At 65.5% G+C, this 19,673-nt stretch carries 16 protein-coding genes, 1 tRNA gene and 1 pseudogene; 4 read left to right on the top strand and 14 right to left on the bottom strand.

Annotation, left to right across the window (positions count from 1 at the left end; all coding sequences use genetic code 11):
- Positions 1 to 2 precede the first annotated feature (2 nt).
- From rho to argS, 6 genes are all read right to left on the bottom strand, one after another.
- Complete coding sequence (gene rho / locus MSP7336_RS12550) at positions 3 to 1,817, bottom strand: transcription termination factor Rho (protein WP_069395432.1); 1,815 nt, start codon at positions 1,815 to 1,817, stop codon at positions 3 to 5.
- A 259-nt stretch (positions 1,818 to 2,076) separates the two neighbouring features.
- Complete coding sequence (gene thrB / locus MSP7336_RS12545) at positions 2,077 to 3,012, bottom strand: homoserine kinase (protein ID WP_069395433.1); 936 nt, start codon at positions 3,010 to 3,012, stop codon at positions 2,077 to 2,079.
- A gap of 63 nt (positions 3,013 to 3,075) precedes the next feature.
- Entirely contained in the window at positions 3,076 to 4,167 is a 1,092-nt protein-coding gene (gene thrC / locus MSP7336_RS12540; RefSeq protein ID WP_069395434.1) for a threonine synthase, read from the bottom strand.
- On the bottom strand, positions 4,168 to 5,487 hold the full coding sequence (locus MSP7336_RS12535; protein ID WP_113963814.1) for a homoserine dehydrogenase: 1,320 nt from the start codon (positions 5,485 to 5,487) through the stop codon (positions 4,168 to 4,170).
- 7 nt (positions 5,488 to 5,494) lie between these two features.
- The gene (lysA, locus tag MSP7336_RS12530; protein ID WP_113963813.1) at positions 5,495 to 6,913 is read right to left on the bottom strand and encodes a diaminopimelate decarboxylase; all 1,419 of its coding nucleotides are present in this window, start codon (positions 6,911 to 6,913) and stop codon (positions 5,495 to 5,497) included.
- On the bottom strand, positions 6,910 to 8,562 hold the full coding sequence (argS, locus tag MSP7336_RS12525) for an arginine--tRNA ligase (protein ID WP_069395437.1): 1,653 nt from the start codon (positions 8,560 to 8,562) through the stop codon (positions 6,910 to 6,912). The genes lysA and argS overlap by 4 nt, the downstream gene beginning before the upstream one ends.
- A gap of 113 nt (positions 8,563 to 8,675) precedes the next feature.
- Here argS and MSP7336_RS12520 point away from each other — a divergent pair.
- Positions 8,676 to 8,751: transfer RNA gene (locus tag MSP7336_RS12520), tRNA-Arg, on the top strand.
- Between the two features lie 249 nt (positions 8,752 to 9,000).
- Entirely contained in the window at positions 9,001 to 10,035 is a 1,035-nt protein-coding gene (locus MSP7336_RS12515) for a Fic family protein (RefSeq protein WP_342353127.1), read from the top strand.
- A gap of 292 nt (positions 10,036 to 10,327) precedes the next feature.
- Here the strand turns inward: MSP7336_RS12515 and MSP7336_RS12510 are convergent, their stop codons facing one another.
- The 4 genes from MSP7336_RS12510 to MSP7336_RS12495 all read right to left on the bottom strand — a co-directional run bounded on the left by MSP7336_RS12510 (position 10,328) and on the right by MSP7336_RS12495 (position 14,800).
- The gene (locus MSP7336_RS12510; RefSeq protein WP_181786718.1) at positions 10,328 to 11,818 is read right to left on the bottom strand and encodes a glycoside hydrolase family 183 protein; all 1,491 of its coding nucleotides are present in this window, start codon (positions 11,816 to 11,818) and stop codon (positions 10,328 to 10,330) included.
- 131 nt (positions 11,819 to 11,949) lie between these two features.
- The gene (locus MSP7336_RS12505; RefSeq protein WP_113963812.1) at positions 11,950 to 12,336 is read right to left on the bottom strand and encodes a DUF2237 family protein; all 387 of its coding nucleotides are present in this window, start codon (positions 12,334 to 12,336) and stop codon (positions 11,950 to 11,952) included.
- Positions 12,329 to 13,438: a sulfite oxidase gene (locus MSP7336_RS12500; protein WP_113963811.1), complete on the bottom strand. Its 1,110-nt coding sequence runs from the start codon at positions 13,436 to 13,438 to the stop codon at positions 12,329 to 12,331. The genes MSP7336_RS12505 and MSP7336_RS12500 overlap by 8 nt, the downstream gene beginning before the upstream one ends.
- A gap of 63 nt (positions 13,439 to 13,501) precedes the next feature.
- Positions 13,502 to 14,800 (bottom strand): fatty acyl-AMP ligase, encoded by a 1,299-nt coding sequence (locus MSP7336_RS12495; protein WP_244917455.1) that lies wholly within the window; start codon positions 14,798 to 14,800, stop codon positions 13,502 to 13,504.
- Positions 14,801 to 14,814: 14 nt separating this feature from the next.
- Between MSP7336_RS12495 and MSP7336_RS12490 the strand changes: the two genes are divergently transcribed.
- Entirely contained in the window at positions 14,815 to 15,180 is a 366-nt protein-coding gene (locus MSP7336_RS12490) for a VOC family protein (protein ID WP_244917454.1), read from the top strand.
- Positions 15,181 to 15,230: 50 nt separating this feature from the next.
- The gene (locus tag MSP7336_RS12485) at positions 15,231 to 15,620 is read left to right on the top strand and encodes a VOC family protein (RefSeq protein WP_069395441.1); all 390 of its coding nucleotides are present in this window, start codon (positions 15,231 to 15,233) and stop codon (positions 15,618 to 15,620) included.
- Between the two features lie 3 nt (positions 15,621 to 15,623).
- Here the strand turns inward: MSP7336_RS12485 and MSP7336_RS12480 are convergent, their stop codons facing one another.
- From MSP7336_RS12480 to cysD, 4 genes and pseudogenes are all read right to left on the bottom strand, one after another.
- A complete protein-coding gene (locus tag MSP7336_RS12480; protein WP_069395442.1) occupies positions 15,624 to 16,094 on the bottom strand; it encodes an Rrf2 family transcriptional regulator in 471 nt (156 codons plus the stop codon).
- Between the two features lie 40 nt (positions 16,095 to 16,134).
- A pseudogene (locus MSP7336_RS12475) lies at positions 16,135 to 16,857 on the bottom strand (3'(2'),5'-bisphosphate nucleotidase CysQ); the annotation flags it as partial.
- Positions 16,854 to 18,695 carry an adenylyl-sulfate kinase gene (gene cysC, locus MSP7336_RS12470; protein WP_113963809.1) on the bottom strand — a complete coding sequence of 614 codons (1,842 nt, stop codon included), beginning with the start codon at positions 18,693 to 18,695 and terminating at the stop codon, positions 16,854 to 16,856. The gene cysC and the pseudogene MSP7336_RS12475, both read right to left, overlap by 4 nt.
- On the bottom strand, positions 18,695 to 19,624 hold the full coding sequence (cysD, locus tag MSP7336_RS12465; protein WP_069395444.1) for a sulfate adenylyltransferase subunit CysD: 930 nt from the start codon (positions 19,622 to 19,624) through the stop codon (positions 18,695 to 18,697). Before cysD ends, cysC begins: the two co-directional genes overlap by 1 nt.
- Positions 19,625 to 19,673 lie beyond the last annotated feature (49 nt).

Here is a 19,673-nt window from a genome sequence, read left to right as displayed (position 1 = left end):
CGTTAGTCGTTGTCCATTCCCGGCGTCGTCTTGGAAACCTGCACCAAGAACTCGTAGTTGTTCTTGGTCTTGCGCAGTTGTGACAACAGCAGGTCGATCGCTTGATGCGAATCCAGCCCGGACAGCACCCGGCGCAGTTTGTGCACAATGGCGAATTCGTCTGGCGAAAGCAGCAATTCGTCCTTACGGGTACCGGACGGGTTCACGTCGACCGCCGGGAAGACCCGGCGCTCAGAGATCTTTCGATCAAGTTTGAGCTCGGCGTTACCGGTGCCCTTGAACTCCTCGAAGATGACCGTGTCGCCGGTGGATCCGGTTTCCACCATCGCCGTGGCGATGATCGTCAGTGATCCGCCCTCTTCGATGTTGCGTGCCGCGCCGAGGAAACGCTTCGGCGGATACAGCGCCGTGGAGTCGACACCACCGGAGAGGATCCGTCCCGATGCCGGCGACGCGTTGTTGTAGGCACGCCCCAGTCGGGTGATCGAGTCGAGCAACACCACCACGTCTTTGCCCTGTTCGACGAGCCGCTTGGCGCGCTCGATCGCCAGCTCGGCGACCGACGTGTGGTCTGACGGCGGCCGGTCGAAGGTCGAGGCAATGACCTCGCCCTTGACCGAGCGCTGCATATCGGTGACCTCCTCAGGCCGCTCGTCGACGAGCACGACCATGAGATGGCATTCCGGGTTGTTCTGGGTGATCGCGTTGGCGATGTCTTGCAAGATCGTGGTCTTACCGGCCTTGGGCGGGGACACGATCAGCGCGCGCTGACCCTTACCGATCGGCATGATCAGGTCGATGACACGCGTCGTCAGGCGCTCACTGGTGGTCTCCAGACGCAGCCGCTGGTTGGGATACAGCGGTGTCAGCTTGTTGAAATCTGGCCGCTTCTTGGCGTCTTCGACCGGGCCACCGTTGACGCTGTCGAGCCGGACCAACGGGTTGAACTTCTGTCGCTGGTTGGGTTGCTCACCGTCTTTGGGCACCCGGACGGCACCGGTTACCGCGTCGCCACGACGCAAGCCGTTCTTGCGCACCATGTTCATCGACACGTACACGTCATGCGGCCCGGGGAGATAACCCGACGTGCGCACGAACGCGTAGTTGTCCAAGACATCGAGAATGCCGGCCACCGGCTGGACGACGTCGTCCTCGCGCAGTTCGGTTTCACCGTCGCCGGCCCGTTCGCCGCGACGCCGGCGCTCCCGGAACCGACGGCCCCGCCGGCCCTGGCGCCCTTCGCCTTCCTCGTCTTGCTGAGTCGAGCCGCGGCCCTGTTGCCCGCCGCCGTCTTTTTGGGTTTGCTCGTCCGTCTTGGTGTCCGGTTGGGCAGCTTGCGTCTCTTGGGCCTTGGCGCCTTGGCCATCACCCTCGGACTTGTCACCAACAGGTGCACCTGCCTCGCGTGCGGCGCCGCGGCGTTCCCGGCGCGGCGATTCGTCAGAGGCGTCAGAGGCGTCAGGGGCCGACTCGGGCTGCTCGACCGACGCGGTGGTGATGCCGTTGACGTCGGATCCCCCGCTGTCGCCGGTGTCGGCAGCAGCACCATTGGCCTGGCTCTGCCGCTCCCGGATCGCGGCGATCAGCTCGTTTTTACGCATACCCGAGGTGCCCTTGACGCCGGCCCGATTGGCCAGTGCGCGCAGTTCAGGCAGCACCATCGTTGAGAGGTTTCCACCCGATGGGGTGTTCGCATCGACCACCGCCGCGGAGCTCTCCGGGGCTTCGGCAGTGTTAGCAGTGTTAGAGGTCACAGAGCTCGACAGCTTCTCGTTTTCGGTGCTGTCGTCAGCCGTGATGAGGTCCGTATCAGTCACGGATTTCCTTTCTTCCCTCGCTGATCAAATCACGCGAGGGGTTCGTTGCATCCGGCAAATTCGCCGAGTGCTGTCAACCATCGACTCTGCAACGGTGACCGCCACGATTAGCAATTTGAAAGGCGAACCATGGTCCCCGAGAAGAAGTGGTGGTTGTCCTGCTGTGAACGCAGACCAGATGCTGCGATTGCGGGACGGCTTCGAGGATAACGCGGTTGGTTGCCGGAAGCAAGAAACCCCTTCACCGTCGTGTGAGTAGTCAGCTGTGCAGGGCCACGCCAGAACTCCAGCGAACTCCGTGTCCCGCTGCCATCTCCCTGACCGCGAAGCCGTTCGCGATGCCGTACTCCACGGCCTCGGGGGGCAATTGTGGGTCGGTGCTCAACGCAATCACTGCAGGCCCGGCCCCGGAAAGCACAGCCGCAACCTCACAACGCCGCAACAGCGCGATGTATTCCGCCGTCACCGGCATGGCCGGTGCACGCTGCGGCTGGTGCAGCATGTCCTCCGTCGCGGCCATCAGCAGGTCGGGGCGTTCGGTGAGCGCCACTACCAGCAGCGCGGCCCGGCTCACGTTGAAGCGGGCATTGTCGTGGCTGACCTGCGCCGGAAGCAGCCCGCGGGTCTTTGCCGTCGACGAGCGTTCCTCTGGGATTGCCGAAAACAGATGGATATCGGGGTGAAGCCGCAGCGGCACGGCCGCATAGCCGGCCGGCTCGCGGCTGCTGTCGGTCCACGAAACCACCGCTCCCCCCAGCACGGCGGCCGCGGCGTTGTCGGGATGGCCTTCGAATTGAGACGCCAGTTGGATGAGTTGGGCTTCGCTTAGCGGAGTCGAATCCGCTTGCACCAGAATGCCGTTGACCGCGGCAAGGCCACCGACCACTGCCGCTGCCGACGAGCCGAGCCCGCGCGAGTGCGGGATGGCGTTTTGACATCGCACCGTCAAACCGGGGACAGCCACACCTGCGGCCTCTAACCCGCACTCGACGGCTCGCACGACCAGATGGCCCGCATCCAGTGCCAGCTGTCCGACTCCCTCACCCTCGACCTCGACGGTCAAGCCGGAAGCCGTTGTCTCGACCCCGATTTCGTCGTAGAGGCTCAGCGCCAGCCCGATGCTGTCGAAGCCCGGGCCGAGATTGGCGGCGGACGCCGCCACGACGGCCTTCCCCGACAGCCCGGCCGGCAGCATCTGGGACACCGAAAACCCTTCCCTAGCAGGGTGCGTGGCGGCCTGCCGCGCTTGCGATCGCCACTACACCAGCCCCAGCTTCGCGACGACGGCGACAGGATCGACAGGCACAGGCGAAACGCTCGGCATGTCTTTCAGCGCCGTGTCGGGATCCTTCAAACCATTCCCGGTCACGGTACACACCACCGTCGATCCGGGGCGGACCCAGCCGTCCTCGATGGACTTCAGTAGACCGGCGATGCTGGCCGCCGACGCGGGTTCGACGAAGACGCCCTCGGCGCGGGCCACCAAGTGATACGCGGCCAGAATCTCCTCGTCGGTGGCGGCCAGGAACCGCCCCTTGGACTGCTGTTGCGCCTCCACAGCCGACGCCCAGGACGCCGGCGAGCCGATACGGATGGCGGTCGCGATGGTCTCGGGCTGGCTGACCGGTTCTCCGAGCACCAGCGGAGCCGCGCCGGCCGCCTGGGTACCCAGCATGCGGGGCAGCTTGTCGATCACCCCGTCGCGGTGATATTCGGTGTACCCCTTCCAGTACGCGGTGATGTTGCCGGCGTTGCCCACCGGCAACGCATGCACGTCCGGCGCCGTGCCCAGCACGTCGACGATCTCGAACGCCGCGGTTTTCTGGCCCTCGATGCGCAGCGGGTTGACCGAGTTGACCAACGAGATCGTCGGGAAGTCGGACGCCATTTTGCGGGCCAGCTCCAGACAGTCGTCGAAGTTGCCGTCGATCTGGATGATCTTGGCCCCGTGCATGACGGCCTGGGCCAACTTGCCCATCGCGATCTTGCCCTGCGGAATCAGCACCGCGCAGGTGATGCCGGCACGTGCGGCGTAGGCCGCCGCGGACGCCGACGTGTTGCCGGTCGACGCGCACAGCACGGCTTGCTGGCCTCGCGCTACGGCATCGGTGACCGCCATCGTCATGCCGCGGTCCTTGAATGAGCCGGTGGGGTTGAGGCCCTCGACCTTCAGATGCACCGTGCAGCCGGTCTGCTCAGACAACGTAGTCGCAGGGATCAGCGGGGTGCCGCCCTCGAACAGCGTGACCGGAGCCCAGTCATCGCCGACCGGTAGCCGGTCGCGGTATGCGGCGATCACACCCGGCCAGCGCTGGTGCGTGCTGGTCTTGGCAGCACTCGACGGGCTCATTTAGTCGGTTCCTTCCAGTCGCAGCACGCTCGCGACAGTCTGCACCACGTCCAGATCCTCAAGCGCGGCGACGGTTTCGGACAGCGCCCCGTCGGTGGCCCGGTGCGTGACTACCACGATGCGGGCACCGACTCGCTGACCGCCTTCGTTGACGACGCCCTCCTGGCGCACTTCGGCGATGCTCACTTCACGTTTGGCGAATTCCGCTGCCACCGAAGCCAATACGCCGGGCTTGTCGGCCACGTTCATGCTGACGTAATAGCGGGTCGACGCGAGCCCTATTGGCAGCACGGGCAGTTGAGCGTATTTGGACTCCCGCGGACCACGGCTGCCCAGCACCCGGTTGCGCGCTGCCATCACCAAATCACCGGTCACCGCTGAGGCGGTCGGCGCTCCCCCGGCACCTTGGCCGTAGAACATCAGCCGGCCGGCGGCCTCTGCCTCCACCACCACCGCGTTGAAGGCGCCGTTGACCGCGGCGAGCGGATGACTCAGGGGGACCAACGCAGGATAGACCCGCGCCGAAACCCGTTGCTGCCCATCAACCTCGACGCGCTCACAAATGCAGAGCAACTTGATGGTGCAGCTCAAAGCGCGCGCGGACGCGAAGTCATCGGGGGTGATGTGGGTGATGCCCTCGCGATACACGTCGTCGGCGGTGACCCGGGTGTGAAACGCGATAGACGCCAGGATCGCGGCTTTGGCGGCGGCATCATATCCCTCGACGTCGGCGGTCGGGTCGGCCTCGGCGTAGCCGAGCGCGCTGGCGTCGGCCAGGGCGCTGTGATAGTCGGCGCCGGTGCTGTCCATCTCGGACAGGATGTAATTGGTGGTGCCGTTCACGATGCCGACCACCCGCTGCACGACATCGCCGGCCAGCGACTGGGTCAACGGACGGATGACCGGGATGGCACCGGCCACGGCCGCCTCGAAATACAGGTCGACATGGGCGTTTTCGGCCGCCTGAGCCAGTTCACCGGTGGATACCGACAGCAGAGCCTTGTTAGCCGTCACGACGGATTTGCCATGCTCGAGAGCCGACAGAATCGCCTTGCGCGCCGGTTCGACCGGCCCCATCACCTCCACGACGATGTCGACGTCCTCGCGCGCGACCAGCTCTTCGATGTTGTCGGTGAGCAGCTCGACCGGCACACCGCGATCGGCGGCAACCCGGCGTACCCCGACCCCGCGAAGCACCAGCGGTGCGCCGATGCGGGCCGTCAGGTCGTCAGCGCTGTCCTCGATGATGCCGACGACTTCACTGCCGACGTTGCCCAATCCCAGTACCGCTACACCGACCGGCTTTTCGTCAGCGCTCATGTACGTCTCACCTCACCTCCAGACTCAGCAGATCGTCGATCGTCTCCCGGCGCAGGATCACGCGGGCCTGCCCGTCGCGCACGGCCACCACCGCGGGCCGACCGATCTGGTTGTAGCGGCTCGACAGCGAATAGCAGTATGCGCCCGTCGCGGCCACGGCAACCAGGTCACCCGGCTGCAGGTCGGCGGGCGTCCAGGCGTCCCGGACAACGATATCGCCGGTCTCGCAGTGCTTTCCGACAACACGGGCCAACTTCGGCGACGCATCTGAGCTACGGGAGACCAGCCGGACGTCGTAGTCCGCGCCGTAGAGCGACGTGCGGATGTTGTCGCTCATACCGCCGTCAACGCTGACATAGCAGCGGCGAACGGTTGCGCTCACATCGACGTCCTTGACGGTGCCGACCTCGTACAAGGTGATGGTCCCGGGCCCGGCGATGGCGCGTCCGGGTTCGACCACCAGCCTCGGCGGGGGCAGACCCACCGCGGCAGATTCGTGGTGCACAATGGCGCCCAGCCTGGCGGCCAGATCGGCCACCGGTGGTGGATCGTCGGACGGGAGATACGAGATCCCAAGGCCGCCACCAAGGTCAACAGTCGAGATTTGTGCGGTCTTATCGACACCGAACTCCGCGACAACGTCGTGCAGCAGACCGATGACCCGGTGCGCGGCCAACTCGAATCCGTCGACGTCGAAGATCTGCGACCCGATGTGACTGTGCAGCCCGACCAGTCGCAGGTGATCGGTGGCGAACACTCGCCGGATCGCGTCCATCGCGGCCCCGTTAGCCAGCGACAGCCCGAACTTTTGATCTTCGTGGGCAGTGGCGATGAATTCGTGGGTGTGCGCCTCCACGCCGACGGTGACCCGGACCAACACGTCTTGGACCACTCCGGCGTCGGCCGCGACGGAATCGAGGCGCTCGATCTCGGTGACCGAGTCCAAGACGACGTGGCCGATTCCGGCCTTGACGGCCGCGGTCAGCTCGGTGACCGATTTGTTGTTTCCGTGCAGGGCAATTCGCTCCGCAGGAAAGCCGGCGTGCAGTGCCACGGCGAGCTCTCCGCCGGTGGACACGTCGAGCGACAAGCCTTCTTCGTTGACCCACCGCGCAATCTCACTGCACAGAAAGGCCTTGGCGGCATAGTGCACGTTTGCGCCACCACCGAATGCGGTCGCGATCTCGCGGCATCGGGAACGGAAGTCATCTTCGTCGATGACGAACAGCGGCGTGCCGTACTCGCGTGCCAGCTCGGTCACGGCGACGCCCGCGACCCGGACCACACCGTCGTCACCGCGAACCGCGTTGCGTGGCCACACGTTCGGTGCCAGCCGCAACAGTTCCTGCGGGCTCGCCGGGCGCGGCGGGATACCCGCGTGATAAGTGTCGCCGGCGTGCCGTGGGCCGGCGGGGTGGGCGCTCACATCCGCTCCGGCGCGCTGACCCCCAAGATGGCCAATCCGTTGGCAATTACTTGGCGGGTGGCCTGGCACAGCGCCAGGCGTGCGGTATGCAGGTCGTTGGGCTCCTCGTCGCCCTGCGGCAAGACCCGGCATGAGTCGTAGAAGCGGTGGTAGTCACCGGCGAGGTCTTCCAGGTAGCGACACACCCGGTGCGGTTCTCGCAGTGACGCCGCGGTTTTGAGCACTCGCGGGAATTCGCCGAGTGCGCGGATCAGCGTGCCCTCTTTCTCGTGGGTGAGCAGGTCCAGGTGGCTGGTGTCGGGTTCCAGACCGAGCTGTGCGGCGTTGCGCGCCAGCGCCGAGAGCCGGGCATGCGCGTATTGCACGTAATAGACCGGGTTTTCGTTGGACGCCGACGACCACAGCGCCAGGTCGATGTCGATTGGGGTGTCCACCGACGAGCGGATCAGGCTGTAGCGCGCGGCATCGACACCGATCGCCTCCACGAGATCGTCGAGAGTGATCACGTTCCCGGCGCGCTTGCTCATCCGCACCGGCTGGCCGTCGCGGACCAGATTGACCAGCTGCCCGATCAGAACCTCGACGGTGGCCGGGTCGTCGCCGAACGCGGCGGCGGCCGCCTTGAGCCGGGAGATGTAGCCGTGATGGTCGGCGCCGAGCATGTAGATGCACAGGTCGAATCCGCGTTGCCGTTTGTCCAGGTAGTAGGCGAGATCACCGGCGAAATAGGTTGGCCGACCGTCGCTTTTGATGACGACGCGGTCCTTGTCGTCGCCAAACGCGCTGCTTCGCAGCCACGTTGCGCCGTCCTTCTCGTAGATGTTTCCTTTTGCGCGCAGCCGTTCGATGACCTCGTTGACATGGCCGCTGCTGTGCATGGACTCTTCGTGGGTGTAAACGTCGAAGTCGGTGCCGAAGTCGTGCAGGGACTGCTTGATGTGGGCGAACATCAAGTCGACACCGATTGACCGGAACGTTTCGTGCTGCTCCGCCTCGGGCAGGCTCAGCGCGTCGGGCGCTTTCTGCAGGACCTGCGCGGCGATCTCGCCGATGTAGCTGCCGGCGTAGCCGTCCTCCGGCGTCGGCTCCCCTTTGGCGGCGGCGATCAGCGAGTTGGTGAACCGGTCGATCTGCGCACCGTGGTCATTGAAGTAGTACTCGCGGGTTACCTCGGCGCCCTGGGTCGTCAGCAACCGGCCCAGCGCGTCGCCGACGGCCGCCCAGCGGGTGCCGCCGATGTGGATCGGGCCGGTGGGGTTGGCCGAGACGAATTCCAGGTTGACCTTGTGGCCGGCCTGGGTGTCGGAGTGGCCGTAGCTGGCACCCGCCTCGATGATGTTGGCGACGATGGCGCCTTGCGCCGACGCCTTCAGGCGCAGGTTGATGAAGCCGGGCCCGGCCACCTCGGCCGAGGCGATACCGTCGGCGCCGCCCAGCGCCTCGGCGAGCCATCCGGCCAGCTCGCGCGGGTTGACACCGACCTTCTTGCCCAGTTGCAGCGCCAGGTTGCTGGCGTAGTCGCCGTGTTCGGGGTTACGCGGCCGCTCGACGGTGACCGTGGCCGGCAGCGCCGCGGTGTCGAGCGCATGCTCGGTCAACACCGCGGTTGCGGTGGCCTTGAGCAGCTCGGCAAGGTCGGCGGGGGTCACGAGGGTCCATCCTATTGGCTGAGGTGGTCGCGGCCCGAATCCTTCCGGTGCTCGGCAGGACGCCGTCATGCGTTAGTCTGGCGGAGCCCGACGGCGCAGCATTTTTCGCATGCGCCCCCGTAGCTCAGGGGATAGAGCGTCTGCCTCCGGAGCAGAAGGCCGCAGGTTCGAATCCTGCCGGGGGCACCAGGCCGAAAACCCGTTCTGATAACAACGGGAACTCTTATTATCAGTTAGCCATGTAAGTGATGATAAGATGCGGCTATGCCGTCAGTTAGCTCAGGCACGGCAGTCAAATACGAAACCCTTATCTAGGGCACGCCGGCCCAGGCGGGTCGCCAGCGCTCTGACCTGCGCGCCGCCCACCGCCAGTCCGGCCCGTACGAAGCTGCTATCCCCGCGAACATCGCCGCGCTGGAGGTCAACCTGCCGTCTGCTGTGCTCGCTGACGCCGAGGAAGCCAGCCAAGAGATCGCCCGATTCGATACCGAACTCGGGGGCGAGATCGCCCCGTTCGCTTCGGTGCTGCTGCGGACAGAATCAGCAGCCAGCTCCAAGATCGAAAACCTGACCGCCAGTGCGCGGGCGATCGCTGAAGCCGAAATCTTGGGAACCAGCGGGCGGCGTAACGCGGCGATGATCGTTGCGAACATCAGGGCGATGCAGGCGGCAATCGACCTAGCCGACTCGATCAGCGGCGACGCCATTCTCGCCATGCACGAGGCGCTGATGCACGACAGCGAACCGGCTATCGCCGGCAAATGGCGTACCGAGCAGGCGTGGATCGGCGGCGGGAACTACGGTCCACGAGGCGCCGACTTCATCCCACCACACAAAGACCGCGTCCCTGCTGCTATTGACGACCTCATCCGATTCGCCAAACGCAGTGACGTCGCCGTCCTTCCACACATCGCGATTACGCATGCGCAATTCGCAACCATTCACCCATTCCCCGACGGCAATGGGCGCTGTGGCAGAGCCCTAATCCAGTCGATGCTGCGCAACAAACGGCTGGCACGCCAAGTCACCGTCCCCGTCTCAGCGGGACTTCTGACCGACACCAACTCGTATTTCGAAGCGTTGACCGCATACCGCGAAGGCGACCCCGCCCCGATCGTCCAGAGATTGTCAGAGGCGTCGATGCTGGCTGTCGCCAATGGTCGACAACTCGTGGCTGATCTGCAAAAGATCCGAGGGCAGTGGGCGTCGAAGATCACAGCCCGCCGCGGATCGGCTGTCCACCGTGTGGCTGATCTGCTCATCAAGCACCCTGTCGTCAACGCGCAACTCGTCAGCGATCAACTCAACATCGCGATCAGCAATGTCTATCGATATTTGGATCCGCTCGTCGAGTCGAAGATCATCGTCGAGTTCACCGACCGGGCCCGAAATCGGGCGTGGCGCGCCCCGCAGGTTCTCGGTGCTCTGGACGCTTTCGCCGAGCGCGCCCGTCGCCGCGCTCCGCTCGCCTGACGATTACGCGCCGCCGACGCGGCGAGCTAGTGATGATAAAGCCAACCCGAGGCAGGCGACGCCGGCCGCGCGACAGCTGCTATCTGTCTAACCGTGGCGAACATGATCATTCGCAATCACTGGTAGTGCTCGTACTCAATTACCGTGCGCGCTGGCGCGGCGTGCGGGACAGAGTCTTTCGACCCAACGGAAGCGCCGAACGTCACCAACCGCGCCCTTGGGAACCTGCAGGCAAGGTCCTGAGGGAAAAGGTCTTGCGATGCAGTATCTTTCAACGCTGCACTAGCACTGGCTACGGCAACTCGGTGTGCATCAGCATCACGTCGTAGGCCGACCACAACGACAGGTTGAAGTACAGGTCCTTGCCCGACGCCCACGGGTGCAGCATCGGCCCGTAGATGCCACCGGGAATCTGGAACGACGACACGAGCAATTGCTCTGGGCTCCACGGCCCCTGCGGAGCCGGCGCCGTCCTCGCCACGACGTCGTTGTTGCCGTTGGTGTAGAGCACCAGGTATTGCTTGAGGTAGGTGTTGTACTGGGCCGACATTTCGCCGACCGGGCCGGGAATCACCGGTGTGGCCGCAGCGGGATTGGCCGGGACCCACGCGTTCTGATCGCCGTTCCAGTACTGGTATTTGGTCAGATCCGCGATGAACCCCTGCGGAACTCGCGACAGATACGCCGAGCCGCCGCGTCCGGACGGGGTGCCGAACGAGTACACATAACCGTCGCCTGTCTTCAGGAACGCGCCCATCTGGAAGTTCTCGTTCCCGGGTATGTAGCGGGCATGGGGGACGCTGTCGGCAGCCGCCGGGCGGACGGTCTGCGGGTAGATCCCCCAGTTCTGGCCGTTGTCTTTGGACACCGCGATCGCCGAGTAGTTGGTGGACCATTCGCCGTCACGGCCCCAGTTCTTGATGGACATGAAGTTCATGTATTGCGTTCTGCCGATGGCGATTCCGGCGGTGGGGATCATTCCCTCCTGGGTTCCGGCCAATTTGATGCCGGGAATGACCTGCTTGGAGAATGCCGGAGACCGCACCGGTGAGCCGGAGTAATTGTTGTTGGGAACGCCCGGTGGCACAGTGATGCCGTCGTTCAGGTTCTGGTCGGAGGTGCGGAAGAGCACGTTGTAGCGCCATTGCTGGCCGTGGACCTTGCAATAGCCGAACGTGTCGCCGAAGGCCATCAGCACCTGACGGTTGACCGGATCGCCGTTGTCCCACATGATCCCGAGGTCGGTCCCGGAGATGCCGAACCGCTCCAGGGTCTTGTTCGGACCCATCGGTCCGGTCACCCACTCCACCAGCGAGGTTGGCGCCCCGGCGATCGAGGGAGGAGGCTCCGCCGCCGGCGGCGTCGGAGCGGCCTCCGGGGCCAGCGGAACAGCGTTCGGCGGCATCTGGCCTGCCCCCGGCGGCACCTGACCTGCCCCCGGCGGATTCGGTGCGGGCGGCACGATCGCCGCTTGCTGTCGCACCGGCCCGGAGACCCGGCCGTTGGGGTTCAGCAAGGCAGAAATCAGCGGACCCAGTTTCGGTAGCGGCGCGCGGGGGTTGGCGTTGCGCGGGCGGCGATAACTCGGGATCGGAGCGCGCGGGGCACGCGGAGCAGGTGTCTGTATCGTCGGCGCCGACTGCGCCGGTGGCGGGTCGACGTTGGCTTCCGGCGCCTCGCAGGTCAAGGCGGCCGCGTGCGGCGCGAGGCCTATCGAGCCGACGAGCCAAAACGCGGTCGCCGACGCCATCGACCCCGACATGATTCGACGCAGCGCCGACATGTCCCACCTTTCAGGCGCGAGCGCCGCATTGACGCCCGACAGTTAGCTCAAGTGACGATAGTTGCTGATGTGTCTGGTGTGACCAGTGAGTCACAGAAAGGTATGCATCCGTGACCGTGTCGCAATCCGAGTTACAAGCTGCCCAGATCGTCGGGGACGTCGACGGCGTACTGCCGCAGCACCTCGAGGGGGACCGTCTCAAGAGCGCGTTCATGGGTGGACGCCAACACCACGGGGGCGGCGCACCCGTCGCGGTGGGCCACCAGCCAGTTTGCGGCCGTCACACACCATCGGTCGCCGGGTCGCAACCCGGGGAACCGAAAGTGCGGTACCGGCGTGGACAGGTCGTTGCCGATCGAGCGTTGGTGCTGCAGGAATTCGGCAGTCACCACGGCGCAGATCGTGTGGCTGCCGAGGTCCTCCGGCCCGGTCGAGCAGCAGCCGTCGCGGTAGAAGCCGGTGAGCGGGTCGGTGCCGCACGGCTCCAGCGGTTCCCCCAGCACGTTGCGATCAGCCATCGGCCCAGTATCCCGCTGGCTCGCTGACCTCGACACGCACCCGGGCCCATGCGTTGTTGGCGTAGCCCTTCGGGTTCCATAGCTCGGCAGCCGATTCGGGTTGAGTGGTGCCGGCGGTATCCCAGGCGCGGGCGGTCACGCTCAGCGGCCCCGGTCTGGCGTCGACGGTCAGTGTCCAATGCCGCCACGCCCAACGTCCCTGCGCCGGAGCAAGTTTGGCCTCACACCAGGTGCGGCCGTCGTCGAGGGAGACCTCGACGCGGGCGACACGGTGGTCGTCGCCGGTAAAGGCGTAGCCGCGGATGGTCAGCGGGCCGGCCGCGACGTGGGCACCGTCGTCCGGCACCAGGATGTCGCAATTGAGCGCCACGGCCGACAACGAGATGCCGGTATCGGCCCCGACCCTGTCCGGATCGCAGTCGGGCGGCAGAATTCGGTAGGCAAACGCCTGAAAATAGTTGCGCGACGGCGTTTCCTGCACGGTGATCCCGCTGACCCACTTGACGCTGCGGGCGCCGATATACCCGGGCACCAACACCCGCACGGGACCGCCATGGATCCGCGGCAGTGGTTGGTCGTTCATCTGCCAAGCAAGCAGTACTTCGTCGGACATGGCTTTCGCCAGCGCGATCGAGCCACCGAAAGGCTGGGCCGGCGAGGCCAACGGCGAAACATCCGGAGCAACGAAAGCGGCGTGCAAGTCGTTACGACGAGTCCCAGCAGCGTCGAGCACATCCGCCAGCCGCGCCCCGTGCCATTCCGCGGTCGACGTCGCGCCTGGACCCCATGGGTCTTCGCCGGCGATCTCGCGGATCTCGTTGAAGCCGGCGCGCCGATTGCCGGCGCATTGCAGCGTGGCCACCACCCGGTGCTTTTTGAACCGGCTGGTCAGTTGGTCGAAGCTGATCCTGAGCGGATTGGCGACCAGGCCGTCGACGTCCACGTGCCAGTCGTCGGCCAAGATGTCGGGAATCGGACCGTGATTGCGGCAGTAGAAGACATCGAGTGCAGTGATCTCGTCGCGCGCCAGCGCCGACGCGGCCGCTTCGGCGTTGAACGGAAAGCGCTCGTGCACGATGGTGTCGGCGCTTTTACCCCACATCTGTCCAGCTTGCCGCAATCTCGAGGGGTTGAGCTTCGCCGAATCCCACGGCGGCGGCAGAGTTCAGTCTTGGCGGGGTGTCCGCTGCTGCAAAGTCGCCGCCACCTTCATGAACTCAGCCACTTTGGCCGCCGCCTCCAGCTTCTTGGCGGCAGCGTCGGGGTCGGCCTGCAGCGGCGCGTGCCACTCAGCGAGCGTCTCAAGCTCGCGGTCGAGGAACTGCTGGCGGCACTGGCCTCGCTGGATCTTGCCGCTCGATGTGGTGGGAATTTGCATCGGCACCGCTAAGACGATGGAATGTGCCTGAATCCCATGGTGTTTGGTGATCGCGGTCTGGATCGCACTCACCATCTCGTTCAGTTCATCCTCGCCGACGCGCTGACGCTGCACTTCCTGCACGACAACCAACTGCGCGGCGACATCTTGCCCCGGGATAACAGCGAAAACTGCGCCACGGCCGGACAGAAACGCCGGATGGCTGCCCTGCACGGTGAGCTCAATGTCGTTGGGGTAGTAGTTGCGGCCGTCGAGGACGACGAGGTCCTTGACCCGCCCGGTGACAAACAGTTCTCCGGAGCGCAGGAAGCCCAGATCACCGGTGCGCAGGAACGGGCCCTCGCCCGTGTCCGCGAGGAATGCCCCGAAGGTCTGCTTGGTCTCGTCCGGCTTTCCCCAATATCCGTCTGCGACGCTCGGACCGGCGACCCAGATCTCACCGACCTCGTCGATCGCGCATCGCACGCGGGTCACCGGATCGACGATGACAACATCCTGGCCGCCTTGGGGTGGGCCGCAGCCAATCAGCTCCACCGTCGCGGGGTCGTCGGGAGCGCCGTCGGTGACCCGGTCTTCCTGAAGCGCCGTGCGGTCTATGTGCGCAACCACTGGCAGGGGGGAATCCGTTCCTCCCGAAATCATCACGGTGGCCTCCGCCAATCCGTATGCCGGAGAAAAGGCCTCGATCCGGAATCCGGCCGGCGCGAAGGCATCAGCGAACGCCCGCAGCGTCGCGCCCTGTACCGGCTCGGCGCCATTGACGGCGGTGGCCAGGCTGGACAGATCCAGGGCGGCACGTTGCTCGGCGGTACTGCGTGTCACGCACATCTCGTAAGCGAAATTCGGCGCGATGGTGTAAGTCCCTCGATGCCGGCAGATGGCTTCCAGCCACTGCATTGGTCGTTTGATGAACGCAGTGGGCGACATTAGATAGGTAGTCGTCCCGACATAGAGCTGCAGAAAGATACAGCCGATGAGACCCGCGTCGTGATGTGGCGGCAGCCAGAACACGCTGATCTCCTGGTCGTCGCCGTGCCAGGCCTGGCGGATTGCCTCAACGTTATGCAGAACGTTGCGGTGCGTCACCAGGACACCCTTGGGTGATCGAACGGTCCCGCCAGTTCTACGAAAGTGTCTTCGGCTGGCCGGTGCTGCTCGAGGTTCCAGACAACGCCGACGAAGCAACCCGCAGCCAGCTGGCCTTTCTGTTCGGTGGAGTTATCTACGACCTGGGCGGCCTGCTGATCGGGCTGCGGCCGGTCGCAAGCGACCGCTTCGACGAGAATCGCGTCGGCCTGGACCATTTGGCCTTCCGATGCACCGACAAGGACGAATTGGACGCGGCGGCTAGGCATCTCGACGAGCTGGGTGTCGATCACGGGCCGGTCAAGGACATCGGTCCGTCCTACATCCTCGAGTTCCGCGACCCGGACAACATCGCCTTGGAGCTGACCGCGCCCAAGTAGCGCAGCCGACGTTGTGGTTGCCCGCTGAGAGTGGTTGACTGGCAAGCACAATGCCGATTGCTTTCAACCACACCATTGTCGCGGCCCGCGACAAGCGCGAGTCGGCGACATTCTTGACTGAGCTGTTCGGGCTGCCGGACCCGGTACCGTTCGGCCACTTCCTGGCCGTCGAACTCGAGCACGGCGCTACCCTCGACTACGCCGACGTGCCCGAAGACCAGGAGATACGCCCGCAGCACTACGCGTTTCTGGTCTCCGAGGACGACTTCGACGCCATCTACGGCAAGATCCAATCGCGCGGCCTGCAGCACTGGGCCGACCCCGCGGCGAAGCAGCCGATGCAGATCAACCACAACCACGGCGGTCGCGGCGTGTACTTCCAAGACCCCGCAGGCCATTTCCTGGAGATCATCACCCGGCCGTACGGCTCCGGCGGCTAAGCCCTAGGTGCCGTGGCGTTCGCGTTCCTGACCTTTGTACTCGTTGGCGAGCTGCTTTACGTGCTTGGGCAAGGTGCCGGCGGCGACGTCGGCCACCGTCGTTTCTTCCAGCACCGAACGCATGCTGGCTCGTAGCGCCCGCCATACGTCGGTCAGCGCGGCGGTCGGCCCGGAATACGGCAGGTCACCAAGGCCGATGTCACGCACGCTGGCCAGCGGCCCGTCGATGCAGCGCAGCACGTCGGCGATGCTGATCTCGGTGGCCGGCCGCGCCAGTTCGTAGCCGCCGTCCCGCCCGCGGTGGCTGCGCACCAACCGATCGGTGCGCAGGTCGGAGAGAATGTCTACCAGGAATTGCGGCGGTATGCCCTGCGCCTGCGCTAGATCATCGGTCTTGACCAGCACGCCGCTGTCGGCCGCCGCGAGCTGTACCATCGCCCGCACCGCATACTCCGCCTTGGCCGACATCCGCATTACGGGGATTCTTCCACTCGGCGCTATCCCGCTGTTCGCCGGTGACGGCCAGAACGGCGTCGGCGTATTCGGCGCGGCACACCAATAGATCCGGCAGCAGCGGGTCGGCCCGGTTGTACTGCAGCGACGATCCGTCGATGCGCGACGTGTGCAGCCCGGCCGCGCGGGCAACCGCGACCGGCGCCGCGGAATCCCATTCGTACTGGCCGCCGGCGTGGACGTAGACGTCGGCCAAACCCCGGACGACCGCGGCGACCTTCGCTCCGGCTGATCCCATCGTCACCAGGGTGCCGTCGAGATGGTCGCGCACTTGCATCGCGATCGCCGGTGGCCTGCTGCGGGAGACCACAATTCGTGCCGGGCCCGAAAATGGTTGCGGCGCCGCGACATCGGGAGTGGCGAGGGTAACGCCTTGTGCTGGGAGCGCGACGGCGCCCGCGACCAATTCACCGGACTGCCACAGCGCCACGTGGACGGCCCAGTCGTCGCGACCTAGTTCGGAGAACTCCCGGGTGCCGTCGAGCGGGTCGACGATCCACACCCGCTCCGCGCGCAGCCGCGCCGGATTGTCGACGCCCTCTTCGGAGAGCACCGCGTCGCCGGGCCGTTCCTGCGCCAGGGCCTCCATCAGGAAATCGTGGGACCGCTTGTCGCCCGCGGCCTTTCGCTCGGACTGCGTCGCGTCGGCGAACTCGTGGCGCACGCCGAGAAGCAGCTCGCCGGCCCGTGTCGCGAGTAGCGCTGCCAGCTCATGATCGCTCACGCGCGCGACCGCAGCAGGTCGATGACCAGCTCTGCGAGTTCCTCACAGCTGCGGTCGGGAGTCAGGCGCAGGTCCGGGTTCTTGGGTCGCTGATAGGGACTGTCGATACCGGTGAAATGGGTGATCTCTCCGGCACGGGCCTTGGCGTACAGGCCCTTGGGGTCGCGCTTCTCACAATCCTCGAGGGGGGTATCGCAGAACACCTCGAAGAAGTCGATCCCGGCTTGGGCGTGCACCTGGCGGGCAAGCTCGCGGTGTTCGGCGAGCGGGCTGATCGCCGGTACCAGCACCGTGTGGCCGGAATCAGCGAGCAGCGTGGCAACGTGAGCCAGCCGGCGCAGATTCTCGGCGCGGTCGGCCATGGAAAAACCGAGGTCGGCGTTCAGGCCGTGGCGCAGGTTGTCGCCGTCGAGAACATAAGCGGGAACACCACTGTCGAGTAGCTTCCGCTCTACCACCATGGCCACCGACGACTTCCCCGACCCCGAGAGTCCGGTGAACCACACCGTGCGACCCCGTGCCATCCGGTCCTCGGCGGTCACCAACGACTTGTGCCGGACCGTGTTCGGGCTGGACGTGCTTCCGGCGTCGCGCAGCACCATGCCCGCCGCCACAGTGCCGTTCGTGGCGGGATCGATCAGGATGAACGATCCGGTGCTGGCGTTGCGGGTGTACTCGTCGAGCAGCAACGGCACCTGGGTGCGCAGCGATACCCGGCCAAGCTCGTTGAGCTGCAATGCCGTTGCGCTCTTGTCGCGGTGCAGGGTGTTGACGTCGAGCCGGTAGTCCAGCGTGGTCACCTTCACCCGCGTGGTCCGGGTGGTGTGCTTGATGAGGTACTCGCGACCGGGCTCCAAGACCGAGCCGTCGGCCATCCAGCACACCGTCGCGTCGAAATCCTGGGTCACCCGCGGATGGTTGTTGGTGCGGGCGATCATGTCGCCACGCGAGATGTCGATATCGTCGGCGAGCCGCACCGAAACCGCCATCGGCGGAAACGCTTCGTCGACCGGCCCACTGGGGCTCTCGATCGCGGTGATGCGGCTGACCTTGCCCGCCGGCAGCACGATCACCTCGTCGCCCGGACGCATGACACCGCTGGCCACCGAGCCTGCGTAGCTGCGGTAGTCGTGATGCTCGTGCGTCTTCGGACGAATGACGTACTGCACCGGGAACCGGACGTCGACCATATTGCGGTCCCCGGCGATGTACACCTTCTCCAGATGCGACAGCAGCGCCGGTCCGTCGTACCAGGGGGTGCGGTCGGACTTAGTGACGACATTGTCGCCGTGCAGTGCCGACATCGGGATCGTGGCCACGTCGTGGATGTCCAGGCGGGTGGCGAACGCGTGGAATTCGTCGCGAATCGCCTCGAACATCTCTCTGTCCCAATCGATCAGGTCCATCTTGTTGACGGCGAGCACCACGTGCTGAATCCCCAGCAGCGACGCCAGGAATGTGTGCCGCCGCGACTGCTCCTGCAGACCGTTGCGGGCATCGACCAGCACGATCGCCAACTGGGCAGTGGAGGCGCCGGTGATCATGTTGCGGGTGTACTGGATGTGGCCCGGCGTGTCGGCGATGATGAATTTGCGCTTGGGCGTGGCGAAGTAGCGGTAAGCGACATCGATGGTGATGCCCTGTTCGCGTTCGGCCCGCAGACCGTCGGTGACCAGCGCTAGGTCGGTGTAGTCGTGGCCACGCTCCTTGGAGGTGCGCTCCACCGACGCCCACTGGTCCTCCATCACGGCCTTGGAGTCATACAGCAACCGCCCGATGAGCGTGGATTTGCCGTCGTCGACGGACCCGGCAGTCGCAAGGCGCAACAATGTCGTCATCAGAAGTACCCCTGCCGCTTGCGGTCTTCCATGCCGGCCTCGGATATCCGGTCGTCGGCCCGAGTGGCTCCGCGTTCGGTCAACCGCGACACCGCGGTTTCGGCGATGACCTCGGCCACGGTGGCCGCGTTCGACTCCACGCAGCCGGTACACGTGACGTCGCCGACCGTGCGGAAGCGCACCGTCGTCTCGAACACCTCCTCGTCGGCGCGCGGCTGCATGTGCCGGTGGACTGCCAGCAGCATCCCGTCGCGCTCGAATACCTTGCGGCGGTGCGCGAAATAGATCGACGGCAACTTGACCTTCTCGGCGCCGATGTAGGACCAGATGTCGAACTCGGTCCAATTCGACAGCGGGAAGACTCGGATGTGCTCGCCCTTGTGGTGCCGACCGTTGTAGAGGTTCCACAGCTCGGGGCGCTGGGACTTGGGATCCCACTGGCCGAACTCGTCGCGGAAGCTGAACACGCGTTCCTTGGCCCGTGCCTTCTCCTCGTCACGGCGGGCGCCGCCGAACGCCGCGTCGAACTTGTTCTCGCGGATCGCGCGCAGCAACGTCACGGTCTGGATCGGGTTGCGCGACGGGATCGTCTCGACCACCCGGCCCGCATCGATGTCGTCTTGCACTTTGGCCACCACCAGCCGCACCCCGGACTCGGCAACCAGCTCGTCGCGGGTGGCGATGACCTCGTCGAAGTTGTGGCCGGTGTCGACGTGCATCACCGGAAACGGAAGCCGTCCCGGGCGGAACGCCTTCAGCGCCAGGTGCAGCATCACGATCGAGTCCTTGCCGCCGGAAAACAGCAGGACAGGGCGCTCGAACTCGGCGGCGACCTCGCGGATGATGTGGATGGCCTCGGCCTCCAGCGAGCGCAAATGGCTCAGCTCGTATTGGCCGGCGGTCGGGCTGGCCTTCACTTGAGTGGTCATACGCACCCTTTTCTGGGTAAAGTTGGTAGGATTTACCAGACTTATGAGT

It is taken from the genome of Mycobacterium shimoidei (genome assembly GCF_900417275.1).
In the GTDB taxonomy this organism is placed as follows: Bacteria; Actinomycetota; Actinomycetes; order Mycobacteriales; family Mycobacteriaceae; genus Mycobacterium; species Mycobacterium shimoidei.
Note: the sequence above shows the minus strand (reverse complement) of the source record. Positions and strands in the feature narration are given on the sequence as shown.